Annotated in this window: 29 protein-coding genes; 18 read left to right on the forward strand and 11 right to left on the reverse strand. The window is 63.4% G+C overall.

The genetic code is table 11. The features are described from left to right. Positions 1 to 184: 184 nt before the first annotated feature. From lptB to QD208_RS12940, 6 genes are all read right to left on the reverse strand, one after another. Positions 185 to 925: an LPS export ABC transporter ATP-binding protein gene (lptB, locus tag QD208_RS12915; RefSeq protein WP_043332551.1), complete on the reverse strand. Its 741-nt coding sequence runs from the start codon at positions 923 to 925 to the stop codon at positions 185 to 187. A 3-nt stretch (positions 926 to 928) separates the two neighbouring features. Next, positions 929 to 1,507: a lipopolysaccharide transport periplasmic protein LptA gene (gene lptA, locus QD208_RS12920; RefSeq protein ID WP_225347607.1), complete on the reverse strand. Its 579-nt coding sequence runs from the start codon at positions 1,505 to 1,507 to the stop codon at positions 929 to 931. A gap of 108 nt (positions 1,508 to 1,615) precedes the next feature. Then, positions 1,616 to 2,299, reverse strand: coding sequence for an LPS export ABC transporter periplasmic protein LptC (lptC, locus tag QD208_RS12925; protein ID WP_279837033.1), 684 nt, complete (start codon positions 2,297 to 2,299; stop codon positions 1,616 to 1,618). Next, positions 2,299 to 2,868, reverse strand: coding sequence for an HAD hydrolase family protein (locus QD208_RS12930; protein WP_052384400.1), 570 nt, complete (start codon positions 2,866 to 2,868; stop codon positions 2,299 to 2,301). Before QD208_RS12930 ends, lptC begins: the two co-directional genes overlap by 1 nt. A gap of 126 nt (positions 2,869 to 2,994) precedes the next feature. Further along, positions 2,995 to 4,062, reverse strand: a complete 1,068-nt coding sequence (locus QD208_RS12935) for a KpsF/GutQ family sugar-phosphate isomerase (protein WP_082388136.1) — start codon at positions 4,060 to 4,062, stop codon at positions 2,995 to 2,997. 99 nt (positions 4,063 to 4,161) lie between these two features. Further along, complete coding sequence (locus QD208_RS12940; RefSeq protein WP_043332549.1) at positions 4,162 to 5,106, reverse strand: calcium/sodium antiporter; 945 nt, start codon at positions 5,104 to 5,106, stop codon at positions 4,162 to 4,164. Between the two features lie 315 nt (positions 5,107 to 5,421). Between QD208_RS12940 and QD208_RS12945 the strand changes: the two genes are divergently transcribed. The 9 genes from QD208_RS12945 to hisD all read left to right on the forward strand — a co-directional run bounded on the left by QD208_RS12945 (position 5,422) and on the right by hisD (position 12,800). Then, on the forward strand, positions 5,422 to 6,342 hold the full coding sequence (locus tag QD208_RS12945) for an ATP-binding cassette domain-containing protein (RefSeq protein ID WP_082388135.1): 921 nt from the start codon (positions 5,422 to 5,424) through the stop codon (positions 6,340 to 6,342). Next, a complete protein-coding gene (gene mlaE, locus QD208_RS12950; RefSeq protein WP_043332547.1) occupies positions 6,339 to 7,139 on the forward strand; it encodes a lipid asymmetry maintenance ABC transporter permease subunit MlaE in 801 nt (266 codons plus the stop codon). Before QD208_RS12945 ends, mlaE begins: the two co-directional genes overlap by 4 nt. After that, positions 7,139 to 7,603: an outer membrane lipid asymmetry maintenance protein MlaD gene (mlaD, locus tag QD208_RS12955; RefSeq protein ID WP_043332545.1), complete on the forward strand. Its 465-nt coding sequence runs from the start codon at positions 7,139 to 7,141 to the stop codon at positions 7,601 to 7,603. Before mlaE ends, mlaD begins: the two co-directional genes overlap by 1 nt. Positions 7,604 to 7,742: 139 nt before the next feature. Further along, complete coding sequence (locus tag QD208_RS12960) at positions 7,743 to 8,405, forward strand: ABC transporter substrate-binding protein (RefSeq protein ID WP_043332543.1); 663 nt, start codon at positions 7,743 to 7,745, stop codon at positions 8,403 to 8,405. Between the two features lie 14 nt (positions 8,406 to 8,419). Further along, complete coding sequence (locus tag QD208_RS12965) at positions 8,420 to 8,791, forward strand: STAS domain-containing protein (RefSeq protein ID WP_279837034.1); 372 nt, start codon at positions 8,420 to 8,422, stop codon at positions 8,789 to 8,791. Positions 8,792 to 9,021: 230 nt separating this feature from the next. Further along, a complete protein-coding gene (locus QD208_RS12970; protein ID WP_043332541.1) occupies positions 9,022 to 9,276 on the forward strand; it encodes a BolA/IbaG family iron-sulfur metabolism protein in 255 nt (84 codons plus the stop codon). Between the two features lie 12 nt (positions 9,277 to 9,288). Beyond that, positions 9,289 to 10,554 carry a UDP-N-acetylglucosamine 1-carboxyvinyltransferase gene (gene murA, locus QD208_RS12975; RefSeq protein WP_279837035.1) on the forward strand — a complete coding sequence of 422 codons (1,266 nt, stop codon included), beginning with the start codon at positions 9,289 to 9,291 and terminating at the stop codon, positions 10,552 to 10,554. Between the two features lie 83 nt (positions 10,555 to 10,637). Next, a complete protein-coding gene (gene hisG, locus QD208_RS12980) occupies positions 10,638 to 11,282 on the forward strand; it encodes an ATP phosphoribosyltransferase (RefSeq protein WP_043332537.1) in 645 nt (214 codons plus the stop codon). Positions 11,283 to 11,495: 213 nt separating this feature from the next. Beyond that, positions 11,496 to 12,800: a histidinol dehydrogenase gene (hisD, locus tag QD208_RS12985; RefSeq protein ID WP_152965305.1), complete on the forward strand. Its 1,305-nt coding sequence runs from the start codon at positions 11,496 to 11,498 to the stop codon at positions 12,798 to 12,800. A gap of 122 nt (positions 12,801 to 12,922) precedes the next feature. Here hisD and QD208_RS12990 read toward each other — a convergent pair whose 3' ends face one another. After that, positions 12,923 to 14,239, reverse strand: coding sequence for a trypsin-like peptidase domain-containing protein (locus QD208_RS12990; protein ID WP_279837036.1), 1,317 nt, complete (start codon positions 14,237 to 14,239; stop codon positions 12,923 to 12,925). Between the two features lie 186 nt (positions 14,240 to 14,425). On the opposite strand from QD208_RS12990, the gene QD208_RS12995 reads away from it, so the two are divergent. After that, on the forward strand, positions 14,426 to 15,193 hold the full coding sequence (locus tag QD208_RS12995; protein WP_279837038.1) for a Nif3-like dinuclear metal center hexameric protein: 768 nt from the start codon (positions 14,426 to 14,428) through the stop codon (positions 15,191 to 15,193). 88 nt (positions 15,194 to 15,281) lie between these two features. On the opposite strand, the gene QD208_RS13000 is transcribed toward QD208_RS12995, so the two are convergent. Beyond that, positions 15,282 to 15,734 carry a DUF1043 family protein gene (locus tag QD208_RS13000; RefSeq protein WP_107335417.1) on the reverse strand — a complete coding sequence of 151 codons (453 nt, stop codon included), beginning with the start codon at positions 15,732 to 15,734 and terminating at the stop codon, positions 15,282 to 15,284. A 498-nt stretch (positions 15,735 to 16,232) separates the two neighbouring features. On the opposite strand from QD208_RS13000, the gene zapE reads away from it, so the two are divergent. The 8 genes from zapE to QD208_RS13040 all read left to right on the forward strand — a co-directional run bounded on the left by zapE (position 16,233) and on the right by QD208_RS13040 (position 22,964). Then, on the forward strand, positions 16,233 to 17,390 hold the full coding sequence (gene zapE, locus QD208_RS13005) for a cell division protein ZapE (protein ID WP_043332526.1): 1,158 nt from the start codon (positions 16,233 to 16,235) through the stop codon (positions 17,388 to 17,390). A 251-nt stretch (positions 17,391 to 17,641) separates the two neighbouring features. Beyond that, complete coding sequence (rplM, locus tag QD208_RS13010; RefSeq protein ID WP_043332524.1) at positions 17,642 to 18,070, forward strand: 50S ribosomal protein L13; 429 nt, start codon at positions 17,642 to 17,644, stop codon at positions 18,068 to 18,070. 13 nt (positions 18,071 to 18,083) lie between these two features. Further along, positions 18,084 to 18,473 carry a 30S ribosomal protein S9 gene (gene rpsI / locus QD208_RS13015; protein ID WP_043332522.1) on the forward strand — a complete coding sequence of 130 codons (390 nt, stop codon included), beginning with the start codon at positions 18,084 to 18,086 and terminating at the stop codon, positions 18,471 to 18,473. A 217-nt stretch (positions 18,474 to 18,690) separates the two neighbouring features. Next, a complete protein-coding gene (gene petA / locus QD208_RS13020; RefSeq protein WP_043332520.1) occupies positions 18,691 to 19,287 on the forward strand; it encodes a ubiquinol-cytochrome c reductase iron-sulfur subunit in 597 nt (198 codons plus the stop codon). Then, positions 19,287 to 20,549 carry a cytochrome bc complex cytochrome b subunit gene (locus tag QD208_RS13025; protein ID WP_279837039.1) on the forward strand — a complete coding sequence of 421 codons (1,263 nt, stop codon included), beginning with the start codon at positions 19,287 to 19,289 and terminating at the stop codon, positions 20,547 to 20,549. The genes petA and QD208_RS13025 overlap by 1 nt, the downstream gene beginning before the upstream one ends. Then, a complete protein-coding gene (locus QD208_RS13030) occupies positions 20,546 to 21,358 on the forward strand; it encodes a cytochrome c1 (RefSeq protein WP_279837040.1) in 813 nt (270 codons plus the stop codon). The genes QD208_RS13025 and QD208_RS13030 overlap by 4 nt, the downstream gene beginning before the upstream one ends. Positions 21,359 to 21,573: 215 nt before the next feature. Then, positions 21,574 to 22,200 (forward strand): stringent starvation protein SspA, encoded by a 627-nt coding sequence (gene sspA, locus QD208_RS13035; RefSeq protein ID WP_043332516.1) that lies wholly within the window; start codon positions 21,574 to 21,576, stop codon positions 22,198 to 22,200. 167 nt (positions 22,201 to 22,367) lie between these two features. Then, positions 22,368 to 22,964: a ClpXP protease specificity-enhancing factor gene (locus QD208_RS13040; protein ID WP_279837041.1), complete on the forward strand. Its 597-nt coding sequence runs from the start codon at positions 22,368 to 22,370 to the stop codon at positions 22,962 to 22,964. 184 nt (positions 22,965 to 23,148) lie between these two features. Here the strand turns inward: QD208_RS13040 and QD208_RS13045 are convergent, their stop codons facing one another. The 3 genes from QD208_RS13045 to QD208_RS13055 are packed head-to-tail and all read right to left on the reverse strand — an operon-like array spanning position 23,149 to position 24,781. Further along, positions 23,149 to 23,727, reverse strand: coding sequence for a BON domain-containing protein (locus tag QD208_RS13045; protein ID WP_054555092.1), 579 nt, complete (start codon positions 23,725 to 23,727; stop codon positions 23,149 to 23,151). A gap of 37 nt (positions 23,728 to 23,764) precedes the next feature. Beyond that, positions 23,765 to 24,358, reverse strand: coding sequence for a phosphoheptose isomerase (locus QD208_RS13050; protein WP_279837042.1), 594 nt, complete (start codon positions 24,356 to 24,358; stop codon positions 23,765 to 23,767). A 21-nt stretch (positions 24,359 to 24,379) separates the two neighbouring features. Further along, a complete protein-coding gene (locus tag QD208_RS13055; protein WP_279837043.1) occupies positions 24,380 to 24,781 on the reverse strand; it encodes a YraN family protein in 402 nt (133 codons plus the stop codon). Position 24,782: the final 1 nt, after the last annotated feature.

Raw genomic sequence — 24,782 nt, forward strand, 5'->3', positions numbered from 1 at the left:
GACTCGGGGCACTGACAAGTGGTTGCCGCGAATATTCAAGCAACTTGCATGCCATGTTTCCACCAAGGTGGTATGGACGTCATGCATGCGTCTGATGTCAGACATGAAAAAGCCGCTACGCGATAAAATCACGCAGCGGCTTTCGAAGCTTTCGCCTCGCGAGGACTCAGCGCATCCCCTGACCCTAGAGCGTGAACTCGTGGCCCAGGTAGACGTCGCGCACCTGCTGGTTGGCCAGGATGGAGTCCGCATCACCGTGGGCGATGATCTGGCCATCGCCGACGATATAGGCGGTGTCACAGATATCGAGCGTCTCGCGCACGTTGTGGTCGGTGATCAGCACGCCGATGCCACGATCGCGCAGTTGGCGCACGATGCTCTTGATCTCGCCCACCGAGATGGGATCGACGCCGGCGAAGGGCTCATCAAGCAGCACGAAGTCCGGCTCGGTGGCCAGTGCACGGGCGATCTCGACCCGACGACGCTCACCACCGGACAGGCTCATGCCGGCACTGGCGCGGATGTGCGTGATGCTGAATTCCTCGAGCAACTCTTCAAGGCGTGCCTTGCGGCCATTGCGATCCAGGTCCTTGCGGGTCTCCAGAATCGCCATGATGTTGTCGGCCACCGACAGCTTGCGGAAGATCGACGCCTCCTGCGGCAGATAGCCGATGCCGGCGCGTGCACGCTGATGCATGGCGGCAGCGGAGAGGTCCTTGTCATCGATGGAGACGTTGCCGGCATCGGCGCGCACCAGCCCGACGATCATGTAGAACGAGGTCGTCTTGCCGGCGCCGTTGGGGCCCAGCAGGCCGACGATGTCGCCCTGGCGGATCTCCAGCGAGATGTCCTTGACCACCTTGCGGCCCTTGTAGGCCTTGGCCAGATGGCGAGCGCTCAGCGTACGCGGAGTAGCAGCAGTCATGACTCAGTTTTCCTTGCTGGCATTGGCGCCGCGCGGCGTCAGAGTCATGTGCACGCGACCGCCTTCGGTCTGCTGTGCCGTCTTGCTGTTGTTGGCGTTCACCTGGCGCTTGTCGAGGAAGTACTCCACGTAGCCGCCTTCGAAGGTGTCATCGCCTTTCTCGAGACGCGCGTTGCCGACCAGCTCCACGCGGCGCTCCAGTGCATGGTAGCGGATGGTGTCGGCCCAGCCCTTGACCAGTTTCTCGTCGGGCGCGGGCTGCTGTTCCAGGTAGGCACGCTTGCCGGTGGCCTTGACCAGCGAGATCTCGCCGCTGCCGGCGCGGCTGATATCAACGCGGCTGGCATCGAGTTTCATGCTGCCCTGGCGCATTTCCACCTGGCCGGTGTAGGTGGCGGTACCGGCCTTGTCATCGAGCGACAGAGCGTCTGCGGCGATGTTGATCGGCTGGCTGGCATCGCTGTCCAGCGCCATGGCGGCCGGGGCGAAGGTGGACATGCCCAGTGCCAGGCAGAGCGCCATGACACCGCTGTTGAGGGTCTGGCGACAGGCCGTCAAGGGCTTGCGAGTCGTGGAAGTCATGGTGGCTCCTTGGCATGACGGGGTCGCCGCCCGAGCAATGATGCCATCGAGCGGCAGAGAAGAAGGTGTTGCGGCGCGGGTCATGGCTTGACGGCCAGCCCGGCGGGTTCATTCACCGCTGGCAGGCGCTGCCTCGAAGGTGCTGTTGACGCGCCCATCATCGGGGGTGGTGCTGTCGGTGCCCGAATCGATGCGCTCGGCTTCCTTGCTGGCCTCGCTCTGGCCCGTGCCGGGTTGCAGGACGCTGCGAACGCGGCCCTGCAGCACGGCGGAGTCCTGGGAGAGGTCGGCGCTGAAGCTGTCACTTTCGACATGCTGGCCATTCTGGGTGATCACGACCGGCACGTCACTCCAGGCGCGATTCTGATCACGGCTGTAGTGCAGGACATCGGTATCGAGGGTCCAGCGGTCATCGGGCTGGCGCAGTCTGGCATTGCCCTCGAGGGTGAAGGTGTCGCCGCCGGCGCTCAACACGCCATTGTCACCCGTGGCATACCAGCGGCGGTCTTCACTGTCGTTGGTGCGAATCTTCGGGGTCTGCGCCCGGGTCACGTCATCGCCTGGCGTGTGCTCGATATGCGGCGAGGTCATGGACTGGATCGCCACGCCGCGCGCATCGAAGCGTGTCATGTCTGCCCCGTCGAGATAGTAATCCGGCTCACTGCTGTCGACCTCGACATTGACGGTCGATTCCAGGCTGTTGCGCTGCTCGATCAGCGCCAGCACGCCACCGACGAGCAGCAACAGCAGCATCAGCCAGAGACGCGGAGAAGGGCGGGGCAGACGTAACATCAGGGACGCGACTCCTGCAGGTAGGTATCCAGCACCGAGGCCCAGTGGCCCTGGGCCTTGAGCAGCAGATCACAGAGCTCGCGCACGGCGCCATCGCCGCCCTGGCGTGAGGTGACCCAGTTGGCCTCGCTCATCACGTAGGCCATGGCGTTGGGCACGCTGACGCCGAGACCGACACGACGAATGGCCTCGCGGTCCGGCAGGTCATCGCCACAATAGGCGACTTCTTCCAGCTCGATCCCGTGCTCGCGGCACAGGTCGGTCAACGCGACCAGCTTGTCTTCACGGCCCTGGATGACATCCTGAATGCCCAGTTCCTTGGCGCGACGCTCGACCATCGGCGAGCTGCGGCCGGTGATCAGCGCGACGCGAACGCCACTGCGCAGCACCAGCTTGAGGCCATGGCCATCCTGGACATGGAAGGACTTGGTCTCGACACCGTTGGCATCGTAGTGCAGGCGGTTGTCGGTGAGCACGCCATCGACATCCAGCGCCAGCAGACGCACGCGGCGTGCGCGGTCGATGATGTCCTGCGGATATTCTTCGCTCAGGGAATTCGTGTCGCTCATGGTCTTTCTCCTCGCACTCCGTGCATGCTTGACGCTGTCCTGTGAACGGCGCTGATGGGCGTTGAGCGGTGGCGTCTTGCCGGGACGATCTGCCGTCGAACAGAGACAGCGAACGCCCGCGGGAGTTCAGATCACGCCGCTGGCCAGCAGGCCGTGCATATGGATGGCTCCGATGGGGTGCTCATCCTCGTCACAGACTACCAGAACGCTGATGCGGTTTTCTTCCATGATGCGCACCGCTTCGGCGGCCAGCATGCTGGCGCGCACGGTCTTGCCGCCGCGGGTCATGACATCATCGACCTTCAGCGCGCGCAGATCGCCGTGCTGGTCGAGGGTGCGGCGCAGGTCACCATCGGTATAGACGCCGACCAGGTGGTCGTCATCATCGATCACGCAGGTGAAGCCCATGCCCTGGCGCGTGATCTCGAGCAGCGCATCGCGCAGCGGGCTGCCGAGCGCCACGCGCGGCAGGGCGTCGCCATGGTGCATCACGTCCTGAACCCGCAGCAGCAGGCGTCGGCCCAGGCTGCCACCCGGGTGGGAAAGCGCGAACTCCTCGGCAGTGAAGCCGCGGGCCTCCAGCAGTGCCACCGCCAGGGCATCACCCATCACCAGCGCAGCGGTGGTCGAGGCGGTGGGTGCCAGATTCAGCGGGCAGGCTTCCTGGGCGACGCTGGTGTCCAGATGCGCCTCGGCGTCACGCGCCAGGGTCGAGCCGGGTTTGCCGGTCATCGAGACCAGCGGGGTGCCCATGCGCTTCAAGAGCGGCAGCAGCGCCGTGACTTCGGCGGTCTCTCCGGAATTGGACAGCGCCAGTACCACATCGGCCGGCGTGATCATGCCCAGGTCGCCATGGCTGGCTTCACCGGGGTGGACGAAGAAGGCCGGCGTGCCGGTGCTGGCCAGGGTGGCGGCGATCTTGCTGGCGACATGGCCGGATTTGCCCATGCCGGTCACGATGACGCGGCCCTTGGTCGCCAGCATCAGCTGACAGGCGCGGTCGAAGTCGTCATCGAGATGGCTTTCGAGCGCGGCGATGGCCGCTTCTTCAATGGCGAAGGTGCGGCGGGCGCTGGCGCGAAAATCCGCCTGGCTGGCCGGAGTCTCATCGGCGGCGGACTGGCTGGCGGCAGACTGAGTTGAAGCAGAAGTGCCAGGCGTGGTGGCGTGCGGGGTGCTGGAAGGCTCGGTCATGATCGAATTGTTGCCTGTGGTTGGCCAGGGCTCAAACCGCGCGAAAAGGACGTGTCATCCCGCGCGGCGGCGTGGCAAACGATGATGAAGACGCTGCCGTCAGCGAGTCAGGCTGATGGCAAGCCAGGCCGTGTAGGCCAGATAGCAGGCGAGCAGGATAACACCTGGACCGCGGCCGATGCGCCCACGGCGCTGCCAGATGAGCAGCGCGGCCAGCAGCAGCGTCAGCCCCAGCATCACCGGATAGTCACGGCTGATGGCGCTGCCATCCACCGGACCCGGCGCCAGCAGGCCCGGCACGGGCAGCACGGCGAGGATGTTGAACAGGTTGGAACCGATGACGTTGCCGATGGCGATGTCGTGATGGCGCTTGAGGGCGCTGGCCACGCTGGCGGCCAGTTCCGGCAGGCTGGTGCCGATGGCGATCACGGTCAGGCCGATGATCAATTCCGGCACGCCGAGTGCCTGGGCGATGTCGGTCGCCCCCCACACCAGCGCACGCGAGCTGGCGATCAGCACCGCCAGCCCGACCAGCAGCCAGAAGATGGCGCGTCCGGTGCTCATCTCGGGCACGTCATCCTGGCTTTCCGCCTCGCTCGGCGAATCGACCTTGAACAGCCACACCAGCGTGAAGACCAGCAGGGCCAGCAGCAGGATGCCATCGAGACGCTCGAGCCCGCTGTTGGACAGCGCATAACCGCCCAGCGCCGTGGCCGCCAGCAGCAGCGGCAGCTCGCGACGCACCAGCCCGAAATGCACCGGGATCGGGGCGATCAATGCCGTGACGCCGAGCACCAGGCCGATATTGGCGATGTTGGAGCCCAGTGCATTGCCGGTCGCGATATCCGGAGTGCCATCAAGAGAGGCCATGATGGAGACGACGATCTCGGGGGCAGAGGTGCCGACGGAGACGATCGTCATCCCGATCAGCAGTTTGCTCATCCCGGCGCGCCACGCAGTGGCCGCGGCTCCTTCGACGAAGCGATCAGCACTCCAGACAAGACCAATCAGGCCGATGACGACTGCAAGGATGGGATATAGCATCAGAACTCTCGGGGCAGGGGGCAGGGCGGTGGCGTATCGCCGGGAACCGCGCCATTAAACGCATCCCCCCAATCCTTTGCAAGACAGTGGCCATGTTCCCATTGTCGAGCGTGCTGCCGAGCGCATTGTTGTGCGCATCACCACCCGCGGCACGGCTCTGTTGCCTTGATGAGACTGGCGGCACAGGGGTGGGTTCGGATACGATGTTCGCTAACTAACTTGATCCTTGGATCCCATGACTCGGACATTCGACCTGTTCGCGAGCCGACTGCGTGTGGCTCGTCACGGCGAAGGTCCCTCACAGCGGATGCTTCTATGACTGATTTGCCCGGTCAGACCGCAACCCGGACGGGTGCGGACGGCCAGGATGCGCAGGCTTCTTCACGCGGCGCGGCAGGCGAGATCAATCTCGATGACGCTTTGATTCGTGTCGAAGGCCTGCGGTTCACCCGTGGAGAACGCGAGATATTCTCCGGCATCGACCTCAAGATCCCGCGCGGCAAGATAACCGCCATCATGGGGCCTTCCGGTACCGGCAAGACGACACTGCTCAAGTTGATCGGCGGCCAGTTGACGCCCTCGGCGGGGCGCGTCGAGATCGCCGGCTTGCACGTGCATGGCCTGTCGCGGCGCGAGCTGTTTCGCATGCGCCGTCGCATGGGCATGCTGTTTCAGAGCGGTGCCCTGTTCTCCGACCTGAGCGTGTTCGAGAACGTCGCCTTCCCGCTGCGCGTCCACACCGATCTCCCCGATGCGATGATTCGTGACATCGTGCTGATCAAGCTCGAGTCCGTCGGGCTGCGCGGCGCGCGTGAATTGATGCCGGCCGAACTCTCCGGCGGCATGACGCGGCGTGTGGCACTGGCGCGAGCCATCGCGCTGGACCCGGACCTCATCATGTACGACGAGCCCTTTGCCGGGCAGGACCCCATCTCGATGGGCGTGCTGGTCAATCTGATCCGGCGCCTCAACGATGCGCTGGGCATGACGGCGCTGGTGGTCTCGCACGACATCAAGGAAACGCTGACCATCGCCGATTACGTCTATGTGATCGCCGATGGCAAGGTGATGGCGCAGGGCACCCCCGAGGCGCTGAACGCCGAGTCGGACCCGCGTGTGGCCCAGTTCATCCACGGCAAGCCGGATGGCCCGGTGCCCTTCCATTACCCCGCCCCGGACTTCGCCGGCGACATTCTCGATGGTCGCGAGTCGGCAACCCGCAGGAGAGAGTCATGAGTGGTCTGAATCGTGGCCCGCTCGGGGCCATCACGTCACTGGGCCGCAGCAGCATCGACGTGATCGCGGCCATCGGGCGTGCCGGCATGCTGCTGGTACAGGCCGGTATCGGCATCCCGTCCCGTGAGGGCATCGGCCTGTGGGTGCGACAGATGCACTTCGTCGGTGTGCTGTCGCTGGCCATCGTGCTGGTCTCGGGGCTGTTCATCGGCATGGTGCTGGCGCTGCAGGGCTACACCATCCTGGTCGGTTTCGGCGCCGAGGAGGCGCTGGGGCAGATGGTGTCGCTGTCACTGCTGCGCGAGCTGGCGCCTGTGGTCGCGGCCTTGCTGTTTGCCGGGCGCGCGGGATCGGCGCTGACGGCGGAGATCGGCCTGATGAAGGCCACCGAGCAGTTGACCAGCATGGAGATGATCGGTGTCGATCCGCTCAAGCGCATCGTCGCGCCGCGTCTGTGGGCCGGTTTCGTCTCGCTGCCGCTGCTGACCATCGGCTTCAGTGTCGTCGGCATCTGGGGCGGCAAGCTGGTGGGGGTCGACTGGCTGGGCATCTACGAGGGCGCCTACTGGAGCAGCATGCAGTCGAACGTCGATTTCATCGGTGATGTCATGAACGGCGTCATCAAGTCACTGGTCTTCGGGCTGGTGGTCAGCTGGATCGCCGTCTTCCAGGGCTATGACCTGATCCCGACCTCGGAAGGCATTTCGCGCGCCACCACACGTACCGTGGTTTATTCATCTTTGGCGGTGCTGGGACTCGACTTTGTCCTCACGGCCGTCATGTTCGGAGAGATTTGATGAAACGTACCCGCATGCTCGAGTTCGGCGTGGGCCTGTTCATACTCGCTGGTTTCCTGGGAATGGTCTTCCTGGGGCTGCGTGTCAGCGGCGTCACGTTCCAGCAGGCCGATGACACCTTCGTGCTCAATGCCAACTTCTCAGGGATCGGAAGCCTCAAGGCGCGGTCAAAGGTCACGATGGCAGGTGTTGCCGTCGGCAGCGTCGAGAAGATCGAGCTGGACCCGAAGTGGTTTGATGCCCGTGTCACGATGAAGCTCGACAGCAGCCTGCGTGGCAAGCTGAGCAAGGACACCACCGCCGCCATCCTGACGTCCGGCCTGCTGGGCGAGCAGTACATCGGCCTGAGCACCGGGGGAGACCCGGACGTGCTGGAGGACGGCGATACCATTCGCGATACCCAGTCTGCACTGGTGCTGGAAGAGTTGATCCAGCAGTTCGTGTCCAATTTTTCGAAGAGCTGATTCTCGAAGCGTTGATTCTCGATGCGCTGTTCATCGAAGTGCAGGCACCCGGCGCACGCGTGTGATGCACCGACAGACCTGACTCGGTGCCTGCGGTTTCACGTTCGAGCACGATGTACATTTTCAAGGAGCAACCCCGATGACCTCTAGCCTCAAGAAGCTGATTCGTCCGTTGAGCGTGCTGAGCCTGTCCGCCCTGATGGCGCTGAGCCCACTGGCCATGGCCGCCCCGCAGGAGCCGGACGTGCTGCTGCGCGACACGGTCGAGGGCCTGACCACCAAGATCGATAGCCGCGAGAGCTACTACAAGGACAACGTCGACGAGCTGGAAACCCTGGTGGATTCCGCGCTGAAGCCGGTGGTGGATTATCGCTACATCGCCGCCAGCGTGATGGGCAAGTACTTCAAGGGCGCCTCTCCTGAGCAGCGCACCGAATTCTCCAAGGTCTTCCATGACACCCTGATCGGCACCTACGCCAAGGGTCTGGTGAGCTTCGATTACGCCAGGCTGGACGTGAAGGACAGCGAAGGCGAGCGTCGCTATGAAGACCAGGACACCGTCTACATGGACGTGGTCGATACCAAGGGCAAGGTCTACCCGGTGGCCTATTCCATGCGTCTGCGCAACGACGAATGGAAAGTGGTCAACGTGATCGTCAATGGCGTCAACCTGGGCCTGACCTTCCGCAACCAGTTCGATCAGGCCATGCGTGACAACGGCCGTGACATCGACGCCGTCATCAAGGGCTGGCAGCCGGATGTCGACCTCGAGAAGGGTGAGGGGGATCAGGGCAACAGCTGAGCCCTGTCGTCGCCATGACCATGAAAACTCTCTTCGATCGCGAGGGCGTCACGCTACAAGCTGGTGACGCACGGCTGAGCCTGAGTGGCCAGCCGGATTTCGACAATGCCGCAGAGCTGGCGGATTCCGGCAGGAAATGGCTGGGGCGCCGCGAGGATGGGGTTTCCATCGATCTGTGCGGCGTGGATAGCGCCAGTACCGCCACCCTGAGCGTGCTGCTCGAGTGGCAGCGCCATCTGGCGGAGCATGGTGGGCATGTCGCTCACCTCACGCTGTCTCCCGCATTGAGCCGACTGGCGGCAGTCTCCGGACTGGAAAACCTGCTGCCGGGGCTGAATGTCGCCGAGATCAGCGCCGAGCCCCCGCTGTCACTCGAGACGTCCTGAGTCAGCGGCGGCCTGATCGCCTGTCAGGCCGCACCGCTCTGCTGGAGGCTCGAGGCTCGAGGCTTGTTCGTATCGCCATTCATGCGCGCGGCAACGTGGAGGCAGCGATTGACTGCCAATCGCGTTCCCGCGCGCTTTTGATTACCATGTGCGGTCATATCGTATCGATCGTCGCGCAAGGATTCCCTGCCACGATCCCGACATGTACCGCGAAGGAGTCACCGCCCGTCATGCAACCGAATGATGTCAAGGCCCTGCTCGAGGCTCGTATCGAGAACGTCGATTTTCATATCCAGGGTGAGGGCTGCAATTTCCAGGTCGTCGCCGTGGGGGATGTCTTTGCCGAGCTGAGCCGCGTCAAGGCCCAGCAGCTGGTCTACTCCGCACTCAATGACGAGATCCGCTCTGGCGCGCTGCATGCCATCAGCATTCGTACCTATACCCCGGCGCAGTTCGAAGCTGCCGCCGGCAACGCTCAGGGTTGACCGGAACATTTCATGGATAAGCTGATCATCACTGGCAACGGGCCGGTCAACGGGGAAGTCTGGGCCAGCGGCGCCAAGAATTCGGCACTGCCCATTCTGGCAGCCACGCTGCTGTCGGAAGGTCCCGTGACCATCAGCAACCTGCCGCATCTGCAGGACATCACGACCAGCCTCGAGCTGCTCGGGCGCATGGGCGTCGAGCCGGTGATGGGCGACAACATGACCGTGCAGCTGGATGGCTCCAAGGTCGAGCATTGTCACGCGCCCTATGACCTGGTCAAGAAGATGCGTGCCTCGATTCTGGTGCTGGGCCCGCTGCTGGCGCACTTCGGCAGTGCCGAAGTCTCGCTGCCGGGTGGCTGCGCCATCGGCTCGCGTCCGGTGGATCTGCACATCCGTGGCCTGGAGGCGATGGGGGCCGAGATCACGGTCGAGAATGGCTACATCCGCGCCAAGGCGCCGGGTGGCCGCCTGAAGGGCGCGCGCATCGTCTTTGACGTCGTGACCGTCACCGGCACCGAGAACCTGCTGATGGCCGCGACCCTGGCCGATGGCCGCACCGTGCTGGAAAACGCCGCGCGTGAGCCGGAAGTCGTCGATCTGGCCGAGTGCCTGATCGCCATGGGCGCCAAGATTACGGGCCAGGGCTCCGACACCATCGTCATCGACGGTGTCGAGAGGCTGCACGGCTGTGAATACTCCGTCATGCCGGACCGCATCGAGACCGGTACCTTCTTGGTCGCGGCGGCTGCCTCGCGCGGCAAGGTGCGTGTCACGCGTACGCGCGCCGACACCCTGGACGCCGTACTGGCCAAGCTGGAAGAAGCCGGCGCCACCATCACCACTGGTGATGACTGGATCGAGCTTGACATGCACGGCAAGCGCCCGAAGGCGGTCAATATCCGCACGGCGCCGTACCCGGCATTCCCCACCGACATGCAGGCCCAGTTCGTGGCGATGAATGCGGTCGCGGAAGGCACCAGCACCGTGATCGAGACCATCTTCGAGAACCGCTTCATGCACGTGCAGGAGCTCAACCGCATGGGCGCCCACATCTCCCTCGAGGGCAACACCGCGGTCGTGACCGGTACCGAGCGCCTGTCCGGCGCGCCGGTGATGGCGACGGACCTGCGCGCCTCTGCCTCGCTGGTGATCGCGGCGATCGTCGCCGACGGCGAGACCATGGTCGACCGCATCTATCACATCGACCGTGGTTACGAGTGCATCGAAGAGAAGCTGTCCGGGCTGAACGTGATCATCCGTCGCTCCGCCGGCTGATCAGTGCCCCACCTCGCGCTGCCGGCCTTGATTGACCGGCAGCGCGTGCCGAATTCCTACGTACAAGCACGGGCGAATACCCCATGAGCAAGCAACTGGTCGTCGCCCTCTCCAAGGGGCGTATCCTCAAGGAAACCCTGCCGCTGCTGGCTGACGCTGGCATCGAGCCGCTGGAAGATCTCGACAAGAGCCGCAAGCTGCTCTTCGATACCAATCTGCCGGACGTCAAGCTGGTCATCATCCGTGCCACCGACGTGCCGACCTACGTGCAGCTGGGCGCCGCCGATCTCGGTATCGCCGGCAAGGATGTGCTGCTCGAGCATGGTGCCGAAGGCCTGTACGAGCCGCTGGACCTGGAAATCGCCAAGTGCCGCCTGATGACCGCCGGTGTCGTCGGTCAGCAGCAGCAGGGCGCCCGCCGCCGTGTCGCGACCAAGTTCGTCGATGTCGCGCGTCGCTATTACGCCGAGCAGGGTATCCAGGCCGAAGTCATCAAGCTCTACGGCGCGATGGAACTGGCCCCGCTGATGAATCTGGCCGACGAGATCGTCGATATCGTCGACACCGGCAACACCCTGCGCGCCAACGGCATGGAGCCGCGTGAGCTGATCACCGACATCAGCACGCGTCTGGTGGTCAACAAGGCCGCCATGACCATGAAGCACGATCGCCTCAAACCGCTGATCGATCGTCTGCGTCAGGCCGTGGAAGCCCGCCGCGAGGCGTGATGGCGGCGCGCTGTCGCATCGACCCGCTGGATACCCAAGGTCGCATAGATGACCGTGGCAGAAGATGACTCTCGAAACGCCAGCTGCCGCCCCTGCTCGTCACGATGCTCATCAAGAGTTCATCACGATGCTTATCAAGATGATGCGGGCAGGCGCTGGACAGAGCCCGTCCGGTTCAGCCTTCTCTGCCAAGCAATGAGAAAAGAGGTTCGCATGGATACCTTGATCAACCGGCTTGATAGCCGTGATACCGATTTTACTGCCCGCCTGGACCGTTTGCTGTCATGGGAGGGCGTGTCCGATGCCGAGGTACAGCATCGTGTCACCGACATCCTCGCGCGCGTCAAGCAGGAAGGCGATGCGGCGCTGGTGGAGTTCTCCAACCGCTTCGATCGCCTGAATGTCTCGAGCATGGCCGAGCTGGTCATCGGTGCCGAGCGTCTGGCCAAGGCCTATGCCGACCTGCCGGCGGATCAGCGCGAGGCGCTGGCCGTGGCTGCCGAGCGTGTGCGTGTCTATCACGAGCATCAGAAGCCGGAAAGCTGGTCCTTCAAGGACGAGCACGGCAGCCTGCTGGGCCAGAAGGTCACGCCGCTGGACCGCGCCGGGATCTACGTGCCGGGCGGCAAGGCGGCCTATCCGTCTTCCGTGCTGATGAACGCGATTCCGGCGCATGTCGCGGGCGTGCGCGAGATCATCATGGTCGTGCCGACGCCGGACGGCGTGGTCAATGAGCTGGTGCTGGCCGCGGCGCACCTGGCGGGCATCGATCGTGTCTTCACCATCGGCGGCGCCCAGGCCGTCGCGGCACTGGCCTATGGCACCGAGACCGTGCCGCGCGTCGACAAGATCGTCGGCCCCGGCAACATCTACGTGGCGACTGCCAAGCGTGCGGTGTTCGGTCAGGTCGGCATCGACATGATCGCCGGGCCGTCCGAGATTCTGGTGGTCAGCGATGGCGTGACCGACCCGGACTGGCTGGCGATGGACCTGTTCTCCCAGGCCGAGCACGACGAAGATGCCCAGGCGATCCTGATCGGGTGGGATGACGAGCACCTGGCCGCCGTCGAGGCCGCCATCGAGCGTCTGGCGCCGACCATGGAGCGTGCCGAGATCATCCTGACCTCGCTGCGTGAACGCGGTGCCCTGATTCGCGTCAGCGGGCCGGAGCAGGCGCTGGAGCTGACCAACCGCATCGCGCCGGAGCACCTGGAGCTCTCGGTGGCGAATCCCGAGGAGTGGGTCGAGGGCGTGCGTCACGCCGGCGCCATCTTCATGGGCTCGCACACCTCCGAGGCGTTGGGCGATTACTGCGCCGGGCCGAATCACGTGCTGCCGACCTCCGGCACCGCGCGCTTCTCCTCGCCGCTGGGCGTCTATGACTTCCAGAAGCGCTCCTCGCTGATCCAGTGCTCGCCGGAAGGTGCTTCGGTGCTCGGGCGTACTGCCTCGGTGCTGGCGCGTGGCGAGTCACTGACGGCGCATGCGCGCAGTGCCGAGAATCGCATTCTCGACTGAGCCTGAGACTGAGGCTGAGCCTTGTCTGGTCAGTAAAAAAGCCCCGCGACGGTCTCCGTCGCGGGGCTTTTTGTCATCATGGGGCAGATTTTCTGTTCAAGGCGTCGCGCCGATGCTCCGCCTCAGCCCTGGTCCTGCAGGGACGGATCGACGGCCGCCGGCGTGTTGTCGGGAATCGGGCGTTCGCCGACCTTGACGTCGATGTCCAGCGTCTTGCCGTCACGCAGCAGGCGCAACTCCAGCGCATTGCCGGGTTTGACGGCGGCGATGTCGGCCATGGCCAGGCGAGCATCCAGCAGGCGCTTGCCGCCGATGGCAGTCAGGATATCGCCCGGACGCAGGCCGGCACGCGCGGCAGGGCCGTCACGCAGCACGGCGGCCACCACCACACCTTGCGGGGCGCTCAGGCCGAAGGAGTGCGCCAGCGACGGCGTCAGCTCCTGCACTTCCAGGCCCAGCCAGCCTCGAATCACGCGCCCGTGGTCGACCAGTGACTCGAGGATGTCGCGCGCCAGGTTGGCGGGGATGGCGAAGCCGATGCCCTGCGAACCGCCGGAGCGCGAATAGATGGCGGTATTGATGCCGACCAGTGAGCCGTCGGTGTTGATCAGCGCGCCGCCGGAATTGCCGGGGTTGATCGCGGCATCGGTCTGGATGAAGTCTTCATAGGCGTTCAGACCAAGATGGTTACGTCCGGTGGCCGAGATGATGCCCATGGTGACCGTCTGGCCGACCCCGAAGGGGTTGCCGATCGCCAGCGAGACATCGCCGACGTGGACCTGGGTGGAATCGGCGATCGCCACGGTGGGCAGGTTGTCGAGGTCGATCTTGAGCGCTGCAAGGTCGGATTCCGGGTCCACACCCACGACCTTGGCGAACGTCTCGCGGCCATCGCGCAGGGCGACCTGAATCTGGTCGGCGCCCTGGATGACGTGGTTGTTGGTCAGGATATAGCCGTCACTGGAGAGAATGACCCCAGAGCCCAGGCTCGACAGCATGCGCTGGCTGCGCAGGGCGTCTTCCCCGTAGAACTGGTTGAAGAAGGGGTCGGACATCAGCGGATGCTTGCTGTCGTCCTTGATCTCGCGCGAGGAGTAGATGTTGACCACCGCCGGGGCGGCGGCGTCCACCGCGGCCTGATAGCTGGCCGGGCCGCTGTTGCGCTGCAGCGGCGGTGCTTCACGCAGTACCGGGTCTGCCGACTCCTCGCGCTGCGCCGCTGACAGCGTCAGGCTCGGAGGTGGCAGCACCTGCTGATTGGCGGCAGAGTTCTGAGATGGGCTCGGGTAGGGGGTGTTGCCGGCCTGCTCGTTCTGCTGCGGGGCGGGCTCGCCCAGGCCCAGCGTCGGAAAGCGATCCAGCACGACGACGGCCAGCAGGACGCCGGTGACGACGGGCCACAGTAGCGGGAGCAGTGTGCTGCGAAGAGAACGGGGCATCGGATTACCTGATAAAAAGTCCGCGCACCGACGCGATGCTGCGGACATGAAGATGAATAGCCTGAAGATCCACGTGCCACGCGAAGGGATGGCCCCGGTCAAGGCGCGACACGCTTACATGGCGCCGATGCGCCGTTACAATGCTCGCCAGTGTAACACTCGATGACTCTGACTGCTGGAGGCCCAATGGCTGATCGTGACACGCTGATGAAGGCGCTGGATGGCTGTCTGGAGGCGCAGGCCTTCAAGGACTATACCGTCAATGGCTTGCAGGTGGAGGGGCGCCGTGAGGTGCGCCGCGTGATGACCGGCGTGACGGCCAGTCAGGCGCTGCTTGATGAGGCGCTCGCCTGGCAGGCCGACCTGGTGCTGGTGCATCACGGCTACTTCTGGAAGAACGAGCCGGCCCAGATCACCGGCATGAAGCGTCGGCGCCTCAAGACCTTGCTGGCCAATGACATCAATCTGGCGGCCTATCACCTGCCGTTGGATGCGCATCCGACACTTGGCAACAATGCTCAGCTGGCCGAGCGTCTGGGGCTGGTCAGTGAAGACTGTCTGGATGGCGTGCCCGGGCGTGGTCTGGTGCATGTCGGGCGTCTGGCCGCTGAGGTGGAAGGGCTGGACAGCACCGCGCTGGGGGCCGAGTTCAGCCGGCGTCTCGGGCGTGAGGTGCTGGTCGTGGCCGGCCATGATCGCCCCATCAAGCGCATTGCCTGGTGCACCGGCGGCGCTCAGGACTATATCGGTCTGGCCATCGAGGCCGGTGTCGATGCCTTCCTCTCGGGCGAGATCTCCGAGCGCACCACCCATAGCGCCCGCGAAGAGGGAGTGACCTACTTCGCGGCGGGCCATCATGCGACCGAGCGTGACGGTGTGCGGGCCCTCGGCGAGTGGCTGGCCGCCGAGCATGGTGTAGAGCACCGCTTCGTGGATATCGACAATCCGGCGTGACAACTGATGCCGGAAACGACAACGGCCACCTCGAGAGGTGGCCGTTGTCGTTTTCAGATGCCGTGAGAGGTTCACGACAGCAGGGCGATCAGATACGCGGCGGGTTGGCAGCCGGTGTCTCGCCTTCACTCGGTTGCGGCTTGAGGCCGAAGTCCTCTGACAGGGTGCCACGGTTGTCGGCGTAATCACGCGGCAGGTCGACCTTGTCGGTCTCGCTGTCGTCCGGCGTGGTGTCAGTGTCCAGCAGGCGGCGCTTGAGCTGGCTGTCATCGCACAGCGCGGTGGCGCCAGTGGCCAGATGCTGGCGCAGCTCATTGCCGGCACGCTGGATCTGGTCGGTCAGGTCGCTGGCCTTGGAGAAGTGGTCGTTGAGGGCATCGCGGAACTGGGTCAGCTCCAGCTCGCGCTCAGCCAGCTTCTGGCGGGTCTTCTGGTTGCGGGCCACGTTGGCATTCAGCAGGTGGTAGCACAAGGCGCCGATACCGATGCCAGCCAGAAAACAGGCAATGGCCAGGATCCAGTCAATGTTGCTCTCGTTCACGTCGCTCTCCTTGTGTCACAACTGCGGTGATCGTCACCGCTGGGGCATGGTAGCGCTGAGATACGATGCCGGTATTCAATGATGTTCCATCACGCCGATCTCGGGATCGGTCTGGTGTCCAGCAGGTCAGCGCCGCTTGCCGCTGTCCTTCTTGCGTCAGTCTGTCGTGCCGCTTGCGTTTCAAAAGCGTCCACGCGCCATTATATCGGTGTGGTGCAGCGATGCGTCAATTCACGCGGCGCGCGACCTTGGTCGCCTGTCGGCGCAGCCGGCGGGGTGTGGGCGGATGCCAGCTCACGCCTTGCGAGCAATGCGCGCGGCGAAAGTCACGTCGTGCAGCCGATTGCTGGTCGGTGAGTGGGTAAAGTGGCCATCAAGGCGTATAATGCCGCGCAATTTCGTCCTTGCCTGCCCGCCAAGTCGGGTCAGGCGTGATCTTGTTCCTTTCATGTCAGGCGTGCGCCAGTGCGTGGCGCCTGACCTGCAGCGGGTTTCTCAATGCCAGCACCGACGCCTCTCGAGAAGTACCAGGCAGACCTCAAGCGTGATGACTTTGCCTACGATGCCGCCCAGGAAGATGCGGTCCGCCATCTGCAGCGTCTCTACGACGACCTCGTGCGCACGCCGCGTCAGACGCCCGACAAGGTGTCCGACGCGACGGGTGGCGGCGGGCTGGGCTCCAAGGTGCGTCGTCTGTTCGGCAAGCCGTCACGCACGGCGCCTGTCGATGAAGCGCCCGAGATCATGGGCCTCTACTTCTGGGGCGGCGTGGGGCGCGGCAAGACCTATCTCGTCGATACCTTCTACGAGAGCCTGCCGTTTGCCGACAAGATGCGCACGCACTTCCACCGCTTCATGCAGCGTGTCCACAATGAGCTCGGCCACTACAAGGGCGAGAAGAACCCGCTGACTCTGGTGGCGGCCAAGTTCGCCGTCGAGGCGCGCGTGATCTGCTTTGACGAATTCTTCGTCAAGGACATCACCGATGCGATGATTCTCGCCACCCTGTTCGAAGAGCTGTTCAAGCAGGGCGTGGTGCTGGTCGCGACCTCCAATATCGTGCCGGATGATCTCTACAAGGACGGCCTGCAGCGGGCGCGCTTCCTGCCGGCGATCGACCTGGTCAAGCGTCACTGCACGGTGGTCAACGTCGATTCCGGCATCGACTACCGCCTGCGCGCGCTGGAGCACGCCGAGCTCTTCCATAGCCCGCTGGGCGACGACAGTGCCGCGCGGCTGGCGCGGGAGTTCCGCTCCATCGCCGGTGCCGAAGGCCATGCCGATGAAGGTCTGAGCATCAATCATCGCGTGCTGCACGCCCTGCGTCGCCATGAAGACGTGGTGTGGTTCCACTTCGATGAGCTGTGTGATGGCCCGCGTAGCCAGAATGACTACATCGAGCTCGCGCGTGAGTTCCACACCGTGCTGGTGTCCGAGGTGCCGCAGATGGGGCGCGACAGCGATGACCAGGTGCGCCGTTTCATCAACATGGTCGATGAGTTCTATGACCGTGGCGTCAAGCTGCTGATGAGCGCCGCGACGCCCGTCGAGGACCTCTATACCGGCGGCAATCTGGATTTCGAATTCCAGCGCACGCTGTCACGTCTGCAGGAAATGCAATCGCGTGAGTATCTCGCGCTGCCGCACAAGCCGTGAGACCTGCGGCAAGGGCAAAATAGCCTTTGTGGTAGGCGGGCATGACATGTACAATGCGCGCTCGCTCGAACTGTTGACCGGTTCTCGAGCCATCCTGAGTCATTCACTCCTGATGGGCGAGGGCAGTCTGGAGATGAGAGGACAGTGACTGCGCAAGCAGCACGCCGCTCGCTGCCAGACGTCGGACAACCAAGAAAAATAGGGATTGGTCGCGCACACAAGTGCAAGACCCGACTATAGGTGATTCATCCATGAAGACGTTTACTGCTAAGCCGCAGTCCGTCCAGCGTGACTGGTTCGTCGTCGACGCAGCCGGCAAGACGCTGGGCCGTATGGCTACCGAAATTGCTCGTCGCCTGCGCGGCAAGCATAAAGCCGAGTACACTCCGCACGTTGATACTGGCGATTACATCGTCGTCATCAATGCCGAGAAAGTCGCTGTGACTGGTCGCAAGGCAGAAGCCAAGACCTACTACCGTCACACCGGTTACCCGGGCGGCCTGCGCTCCATGAACTTCAACCAGATGATCGAGCACAAGCCTGAGCGCGTGATCGAACTGGCTGTCAAGGGCATGCTGCCGAAGGGCCCGCTGGGTCGTGCCATGCAGTCCAAGCTGAAAGTCTATGCTGGCTCCGAGCATCCGCACGCTGCGCAGCAGCCGCAAGAACTGAACATCTGAGGGAAGCATCGCCATGACACAGCAGCACTACGGTACCGGGCGCCGCAAGACTTCTACCGCGCGCGTCTTCCTGAAGCCGGGCACCGGCAAAATCACCGTCAACCAGCGTGACCTGAACGACTACTTCGGTCGTGTGACAGGCCGCATGGTTGTCCGTCAGCCGCTCGAGCTGACCGAAACTACCGAACAGTTCGACGTCTACGTCACTGTTGCTGGTGGTGGTGGTTCTGCTCAAGCCGGCGCTATCCGTCACGGCATCACTCGTGCCCTGATGGCTTACAACGAAGACTTCCGTCCGGCCCTCCGCGCCGCCGGTTACGTCACTCGTGACGCCCGTGAAGTCGAGCGTAAGAAAGTCGGCCTGCGCAAGGCCCGTCGTCGTCCGCAGTTCTCCAAGCGTTAAGAGAACTCGCGTCGACCACAAGAACGTCCAGTGCCCGCAAGGGTGCTGGACGTTTTTTTTGCGGTCTCGCTGCACGATTGACGAAAGCGGCTTTGGTCAAGGTGGCTTTCTTGAGTTGTGAGCGCTCTGTTCTTGCCCTTTAATACAAGCAAGCATCAAGTGCTCGGCAAGTGGATGGCCCAGCATCAAGCGGTAGTGTTTGGGAGATAACAATAAAATGTCAGATCAAGCTGTGAACCGAGGGCGACGCCGCTTCCTCGTCAGCGCAACCACCGTGGTCGGGGCGGTAGGGGTGGTCGGTATCGCAACGCCCTTCCTGGCGTCCTGGCAGCCAAGTGCGCGTGCCCGTGCGGCAGGTGCGCCTGTCACGGCGGATATCTCGCGGCTGGCACCCGGCCAGCAGATGACCATCGAATGGCGCGGCAAACCGGTGTGGGTGGTGCGTCGCACCCCCGAGATGATCGCCGATATCCGCGCCATCCCCCCCGCAGAGCTGCAGGACCCCGAGTCTCTGCGCCCCCAGCAGCCCCCTTATGTCGATGCCGTGCTGCGTTCCATCAAGCCGGAATATGTGGTGTTGGTGGGTATCTGCACGCACCTGGGCTGCTCGCCTGGCTATCGTCCCGAGATCGGCGCGGCGGATCTCGGTGCGGACTGGCCGGGCGGCTATCTGTGTGCCTGTCATGGGTCCAAGTTCGATCTCGCCGGGCGAGTCTTCACCGGAGTGCCGGCGCCTTCGAATCTGGAGGTGCCGCCGCATCGCTACGAGAGTGAGCAGGTGCTGGTGGTGGGTGTCGACGAGGAGGCTGCCTGATGGGGAATCCAAACCGTGCCAAGGCGCCACGCGGCATCATGCGCTGGATCGATGACCGCCTGCCGGCCACCCAGTTTCTGCAGGACCATCTGACCGGCTACTACGCGCCGAAGAATTTCAACTTCTTCTACTTCTTCGGCTCGCTGGCCTTGCTGGTGCTGGTCAATCAGATATTGACCGGCATCTGGCTGACGATGAGCTATACGCCGAGTGCCGAGGAGGCCTTTGCCTCCATCGAGTACATCATGCGCGATGTGGAGTACGGCTGGCTGATCCGTTACATGCATTCCACCGGCGCCTCGGCCTTCTTCGTGGTCATCTATCTGCACATGTTCCGTGGTCTGCTGTATGGCTCCTACCGTGCGCCTCGCGAGCTGGTCTGGATCTTCGGCATGTGCATCTATCTGGCGCTGATGGCCGAGGCCTTCATGGGCTATCTGCTGCCCTGGGGGCAGATGTCCTACTGGGGGGCGCAGGTGATCATCTCGCTGTTCACGGCGATTCCGGTCATCGGGGCAGACCTGGCGCAGATGATTCGTGGCGACTATTTGATCTCGGGGATCACCCTGAACCGCTTCTTTGCGCTGCATGTCATCGCCTTGCCGCTGGTGATCGTCGGGCTGGTGGTGCTGCATCTGGTGGCGCTGCACGAGGTGGGCTCGAACAATCCCGATGGCATCGAGATCAAGGACAGGAAGGATGAGGCGGGGCAGCCGCTGGATGGCATTCCCTTCCAACCCTATTACACGGTGAAGGACCTCGTCGGCGTCGGTGTCTTCCTGTTCGTGTTCTGTGCGGTGATCTTCTACTTCCCCGAAGGCGGCGGTTACTTCCTGGAGACGCCGAACTTCGAGCCGGCCAATTCGCTGAAGACGCCCGAGCACATCGCGCCGGTGTGGTACTTCACGCCGTTCTACGCCATGTTGCGTGCGGTCAATTACCCGCTGTTCGGCGTGGATGCCAAGTTCTGGGGTGTGGTGGTCATGGGGTTGGCGATCGCCATCCTGTTCGTGCTGCCGTGGCTGGATCGCTCGGCGGTGCGCTCGATCCGCTACAAGGGCTGGCTGTCGCGTATCGCCATCGTCATCTTCGTGGTGAGTTTCGTGACGCTGGGCGTGCTGGGGGTGATGCCGCCCACGCAGGAGCGCACGATCATCGCGCAGCTGGCGACCGTGGCATATTTCGCCTTCTTCATACTGATGCCGCTGTATACGCGCTTCGAGACGACGCGAGCGGTGCCTGACAGGGTGACGGGCCGATGAGCGCGCTGATGGGTGGGTCAAGGGAGTGGCTCAAACGCGGGCTGGCAGCAGGGTTGCTGGCCGTAGTGAGCCTGATGGGGTCGGGCATGGTGAGCGCGGCGAACAGCGCGGTGCCGCTGGAGACGATGCAGCCGGATCTGCACGATCAGCCCTCGCTGCAGCGAGGCATGCAGCTTTACACCAATTACTGCCTCGGCTGTCATAGTCTGCAGTATCAGCGTTACTCTCGTGCCGCAGAGGACCTGGGGATGCCCGAGGACCTGGTCGAGCAATATCTGATTCTCTCGCCAGCGCTCAAGATCAATGACACCATGCGCACGGGCATGCAGAAAGAAGACGCGGCCGGCTGGTTCGGCACGCCGCCACCGGATCTGTCGCTCGAGGCGCGTCTGCGCGGCACGGACTGGATCTACACCTATCTGAAGAGCTTCTATCGCGATGCGTCACGTCCGTGGGGCGTGAACAATGCGGTCTTCCCTCAGGTCGGCATGCCGCATGTGCTGGAGTCGCTGCAGGGCGTGCAGGAAAAGGTCTGTGGGCAGAGTGACCTGGCGGTAGCGGGGGCGGAGATCGATCCCGACACGGGGCGTTATGCGTCCTGTGATATTCTAGAGATCACCCAGCCTGGCAGCATGACGGCAGGGGAGTTTGATCAAGCGATGTGGGATCTGACCAATTTTCTGGCCTATGTCGGCGAGCCTTCGCGACTCAAGGCTGAGAGCATGGCCCCCAAGGTGTTAATATTCATTCTGATCTTTACCTTGCTGGCGTATCTTCTCAAGAAGGAATACTGGCGCGACATTCATTGATGGCCCCCGGGGCGGGGTCTCAGTGATAATGGCGAGCCGGCAGTGACGGGCGCGCGGCTGATCAGTCGCGCGCCCGCTTGCGTCGCCTTGAGGTGGCGCAGGCTGACCCTCTGGCAGGGCCTGTTGTGACAAGGGCAGGCCAGAGGAAACTTATCCCCGTTTGTCAGGCCAAAAGCTGACACGGGCATGTCTCGAACAGATGCGAGGACAGTTTCATGGGTGTTGTGGCCAAGCGTTCATCGATGACCTTCTACTCCGGTGGTGACGACCACTTCAGCCACCGTGTACGGATCGTGCTGGCCGAGAAGGGTGTGGCAGTCGATATCATTGATGTGGATGATGACAGCCGTCCGGCCGAGCTGGCCGACCTGAACCCGTACAACAGTGTGCCGACGCTGCTGGATCGCGACCTGGTGCTCTACGAGTCCAAGGTCATGATGGAATATCTGGACGAGCGTTTCCCGCATCCGCCGCTGTTGCCGGTGTATCCGGTGGCGCGCGCCCAGAGCCGTCTGTGGATGCATCGCATCGAGCGCGAATGGGTGCCGATGATGGAAACCATCCAGACAGGCACCAAGAAGGAAGCCGACAAGGCGCGCAAGGAATTGCGTGAAAGCCTGATCGGCATTTCCCCGATCTTCGACGACATGCCGTTCTTCATGAGCGACGAGTTCTCGCTGGTGGACACCTGCATTGCCCCGATCCTGTGGCGCTTGCCGACACTGGGAATCGAGCTGCCGGAGAAGCAGGTCAAGCCGCTGCTGACCTACATGGAGCGGTTGTTCGGGCGTGATGCCTTCAAGGCGTCGCTGTCCGAGGCCGAGCGCGAGATGCGCATCTGATCCGTGCGTGATCCTTCGGTCATTGATCGATCGGTCACGCATTCGGGCTTTCGTTCTCGCTCATCAGTCTGTGGATGATGGATGTGAGCGATGTGCGGGGCGTTGGCCCGTTGGCGGAATGGACTTCGGTCGTCGCTGACACTCATTGCAGTTCAAGAGGTTCTCCCATGCTTTCCAGTCGCCCTTATCTGGCACGCGCACTCTACGAGTGGCTGCTGGATAACGACAATACGCCGTACATCGTGGTGGACGCCGAGCAGGAAGGTGTCCAGGTGCCGCGTCAACACGTCCAGAACGGCCAGATCGTGCTCAATATCGCACCCGGTGCGGTGCGTGATCTGTTGATCGCCAATGAAGGGGTCAGCTTCAATGCCCGCTTCGGTGGTCAGCCGATGCACGTCAGCGTGCCGACGGCGGCCCTGGTCGCGCTGTATTCGCGTGAAAACGGTGTCGGTATGGTCTTCGGTCACGAGCCGGTGATGCCGGGTGCCGATGAGATGACATTCGGTGAAGCCGCGCCAGATGCCGAGCCGGCCGCCGCAGCGCGCCCGACGCTGGCCAGTGTCGGCAGTGCGCCCGTCGAGGAAGAGGTGCCTGCCTCGGGATCAGCGGATGCGTCCGTCGAGACAGGTCCAGGCGCTGATGCCGAAGTCGCCGGTGAAGAGCAGGCGTCAGACTCGGCCAGTGACGAGCAGGGGGCTGATGGCAATGATCAGCCCAAGCCGCCGCGCAAGGGGCGTCCTTCGCTGCGCGTGATCAAGTAATCACGTCGGCAGGTGGGGGCGATGGATGAGGGTTGGCCATTGTCCGCCTGATGTCGCTCCTGTCATGAAAAATGCCCCGCAGGCTTCGGCCTGCGGGGCATTTTTCATTCTGGGCACTATTAAATCAGGGCGCTTTTCGTTCAGCGCACTTTGCATGTCAGGCACGCAAGGTGCGCCACCTCGGTCAGTCGAGGTACTCGAAGACCTTGGCGATACGCTGGATGCCGCCGACTTCAGAGACCTTGCTGACGATCTGGTCGGCTTCGGCGCGGGTCACGATACCCATCAGGTAGACGCTGGCATTCTCGGTGAGTACCAGGATGCGACCGGAGTCGATGTTGGCATCCGCCGCCAGCGTGGCCTTGACGCGCGTGGTCAGCCAGGTGTCCTGCACGCGCTGGCTGGCCGGGGCATTGGCGCTGATTTCCAGCGCATTGTGCACCTGACGCACGCGACGCACATCCTTGGCGATGTCCGTGGCCTTCTGCTTCAGCTCGTCGCTGGCGACCTGGCCGGTCAGCAGCACCATGCCGTTGTAGGAGTTCACGTTGACGTGGGCATCATTGAAGCGAGCATCGGTCTTGCCGAGATTGACCTCGATCTTGGTCTCGATGCTCTCGTCTTCCACCTGGGCGCCCAGGGTGCGATCGCCATAGTCTTCGTCGATCGGGCCGCTGTTGGTCAGGTCGGCGACGGTGGTGCAGCCGGCTAGCGTCAGGAAGCCGGCGGTGGCCATGAGGGAAAGCAGGTTCTTGGGCGTCATGCCGTTTTCTCCTGGTGAATGCCGTGGGGCGCGCGGATTACTCGTTGCTGCCGAACAGCTGATGATCAATCAGGTCGCACAGGCAGTGGATGGCCAGCAGATGGACTTCCTGGATGCGTGCCGTAGAGGTGGCGGGGACACGAATCTCGCAGTCTTCACTGCCCAGCAGTGACGCCATGTCGCCACCGTCACGGCCGGTCAAGGCGACGACGCGCATGTCACGGTCGTGAGCCGCCTGGATGGCCTGCACCACGTTGGCGGAGTTGCCGCTGGTGGAGATGGCCAGCAGGATGTCGCCGGGCTGACCCAGGGCGCGGATCTGCTTGGAGAACACCTCGTTGTAGCTGTAGTCGTTGGCGATGGACGTCAGCGTGGATGTGTCGGTGGTCAGCGCGATGGCCGGCAGGCTCGGGCGCTCACGCTCGAAGCGGTTGAGCAGCTCGGAGGAGAAATGCTGGCTGTCACCGGCGCTGCCGCCGTTGCCGCAGGTCAGGATCTTGCCGTCATTGACCAGGCTCTGGACCATCATCTGGCTGGCCGCTTCGATGAAGGGCGGCAGCACTTCGCTGGCGTAGGTCTTGGTGTCAATGCTGGCGTTGAAGTGGCCGAGAATACGCGATTGGAAATCCATGATGGCTCTTGGTCGTTGGCTTCAGAACGCTTCGAAGGCGTGGCGAATCCAGTGAATGGAACGAGGGGAGGTCCCCTCCACGCCTACCACGTCGAAGCGGCAGGAACATGATAGCCCGTGCTGGGCCAGATAAAAACGCGCGGCAGTGATCAGCCGGCGTTGCTTGGTATGGGTCACGCTTTCCAGTGCGCTGCCGAAGCGGGAGTTGGCCCGGTAGCGCACCTCGATGAAGACCAGGGTCTCGGCGTCACGCATGATCAGGTCGATCTCGCCGCCCTTTGCATGCTGGTTGCGCGTGACAGGTGTCAGGCCACGCGCTGCCAGCCATTGTTCTATCTCCGCCTCGATGACGGCGCCGCGCGCTCGGGCGCGACGCTGGGGAGGCGGGTGCGCCTTGCCAGAGGGCGAGTCGGCGCGTGTCATG

It is taken from the genome of Cobetia sp. 29-18-1 (assembly GCF_029846405.1).
In the GTDB taxonomy this organism is placed as follows: domain Bacteria; phylum Pseudomonadota; class Gammaproteobacteria; order Pseudomonadales; family Halomonadaceae; genus Cobetia; species Cobetia amphilecti.

Coding starts and splice junctions, on each gene's coding strand:
- lptB (WP_043332551.1), bottom strand. CDS start 925: ATGACTGCTGCTACTCCGCGTACGCTGAGCGCTCGCCATCTGGCCAAG.
- lptA (WP_225347607.1), bottom strand. CDS start 1,507: ATGACTTCCACGACTCGCAAGCCCTTGACGGCCTGTCGCCAGACCCTC.
- lptC (WP_279837033.1), bottom strand. CDS start 2,299: ATGTTACGTCTGCCCCGCCCTTCTCCGCGTCTCTGGCTGATGCTGCTG.
- QD208_RS12930 (WP_052384400.1), bottom strand. CDS start 2,868: ATGAGCGACACGAATTCCCTGAGCGAAGAATATCCGCAGGACATCATC.
- QD208_RS12935 (WP_082388136.1), bottom strand. CDS start 4,062: ATGACCGAGCCTTCCAGCACCCCGCACGCCACCACGCCTGGCACTTCT.
- QD208_RS12940 (WP_043332549.1), bottom strand. CDS start 5,106: ATGCTATATCCCATCCTTGCAGTCGTCATCGGCCTGATTGGTCTTGTC.
- QD208_RS12945 (WP_082388135.1), top strand. CDS start 5,422: ATGACTGATTTGCCCGGTCAGACCGCAACCCGGACGGGTGCGGACGGC.
- mlaE (WP_043332547.1), top strand. CDS start 6,339: ATGAGTGGTCTGAATCGTGGCCCGCTCGGGGCCATCACGTCACTGGGC.
- mlaD (WP_043332545.1), top strand. CDS start 7,139: ATGAAACGTACCCGCATGCTCGAGTTCGGCGTGGGCCTGTTCATACTC.
- QD208_RS12960 (WP_043332543.1), top strand. CDS start 7,743: ATGACCTCTAGCCTCAAGAAGCTGATTCGTCCGTTGAGCGTGCTGAGC.
- QD208_RS12965 (WP_279837034.1), top strand. CDS start 8,420: ATGACCATGAAAACTCTCTTCGATCGCGAGGGCGTCACGCTACAAGCT.
- QD208_RS12970 (WP_043332541.1), top strand. CDS start 9,022: ATGCAACCGAATGATGTCAAGGCCCTGCTCGAGGCTCGTATCGAGAAC.
- murA (WP_279837035.1), top strand. CDS start 9,289: ATGGATAAGCTGATCATCACTGGCAACGGGCCGGTCAACGGGGAAGTC.
- hisG (WP_043332537.1), top strand. CDS start 10,638: ATGAGCAAGCAACTGGTCGTCGCCCTCTCCAAGGGGCGTATCCTCAAG.
- hisD (WP_152965305.1), top strand. CDS start 11,496: ATGGATACCTTGATCAACCGGCTTGATAGCCGTGATACCGATTTTACT.
- QD208_RS12990 (WP_279837036.1), bottom strand. CDS start 14,239: ATGCCCCGTTCTCTTCGCAGCACACTGCTCCCGCTACTGTGGCCCGTC.
- QD208_RS12995 (WP_279837038.1), top strand. CDS start 14,426: ATGGCTGATCGTGACACGCTGATGAAGGCGCTGGATGGCTGTCTGGAG.
- zapE (WP_043332526.1), top strand. CDS start 16,233: ATGCCAGCACCGACGCCTCTCGAGAAGTACCAGGCAGACCTCAAGCGT.
- rplM (WP_043332524.1), top strand. CDS start 17,642: ATGAAGACGTTTACTGCTAAGCCGCAGTCCGTCCAGCGTGACTGGTTC.
- rpsI (WP_043332522.1), top strand. CDS start 18,084: ATGACACAGCAGCACTACGGTACCGGGCGCCGCAAGACTTCTACCGCG.
- petA (WP_043332520.1), top strand. CDS start 18,691: ATGTCAGATCAAGCTGTGAACCGAGGGCGACGCCGCTTCCTCGTCAGC.
- QD208_RS13025 (WP_279837039.1), top strand. CDS start 19,287: ATGGGGAATCCAAACCGTGCCAAGGCGCCACGCGGCATCATGCGCTGG.
- QD208_RS13030 (WP_279837040.1), top strand. CDS start 20,546: ATGAGCGCGCTGATGGGTGGGTCAAGGGAGTGGCTCAAACGCGGGCTG.
- sspA (WP_043332516.1), top strand. CDS start 21,574: ATGGGTGTTGTGGCCAAGCGTTCATCGATGACCTTCTACTCCGGTGGT.
- QD208_RS13040 (WP_279837041.1), top strand. CDS start 22,368: ATGCTTTCCAGTCGCCCTTATCTGGCACGCGCACTCTACGAGTGGCTG.
- QD208_RS13045 (WP_054555092.1), bottom strand. CDS start 23,727: ATGACGCCCAAGAACCTGCTTTCCCTCATGGCCACCGCCGGCTTCCTG.
- QD208_RS13050 (WP_279837042.1), bottom strand. CDS start 24,358: ATGGATTTCCAATCGCGTATTCTCGGCCACTTCAACGCCAGCATTGAC.
- QD208_RS13055 (WP_279837043.1), bottom strand. CDS start 24,781: ATGACACGCGCCGACTCGCCCTCTGGCAAGGCGCACCCGCCTCCCCAG.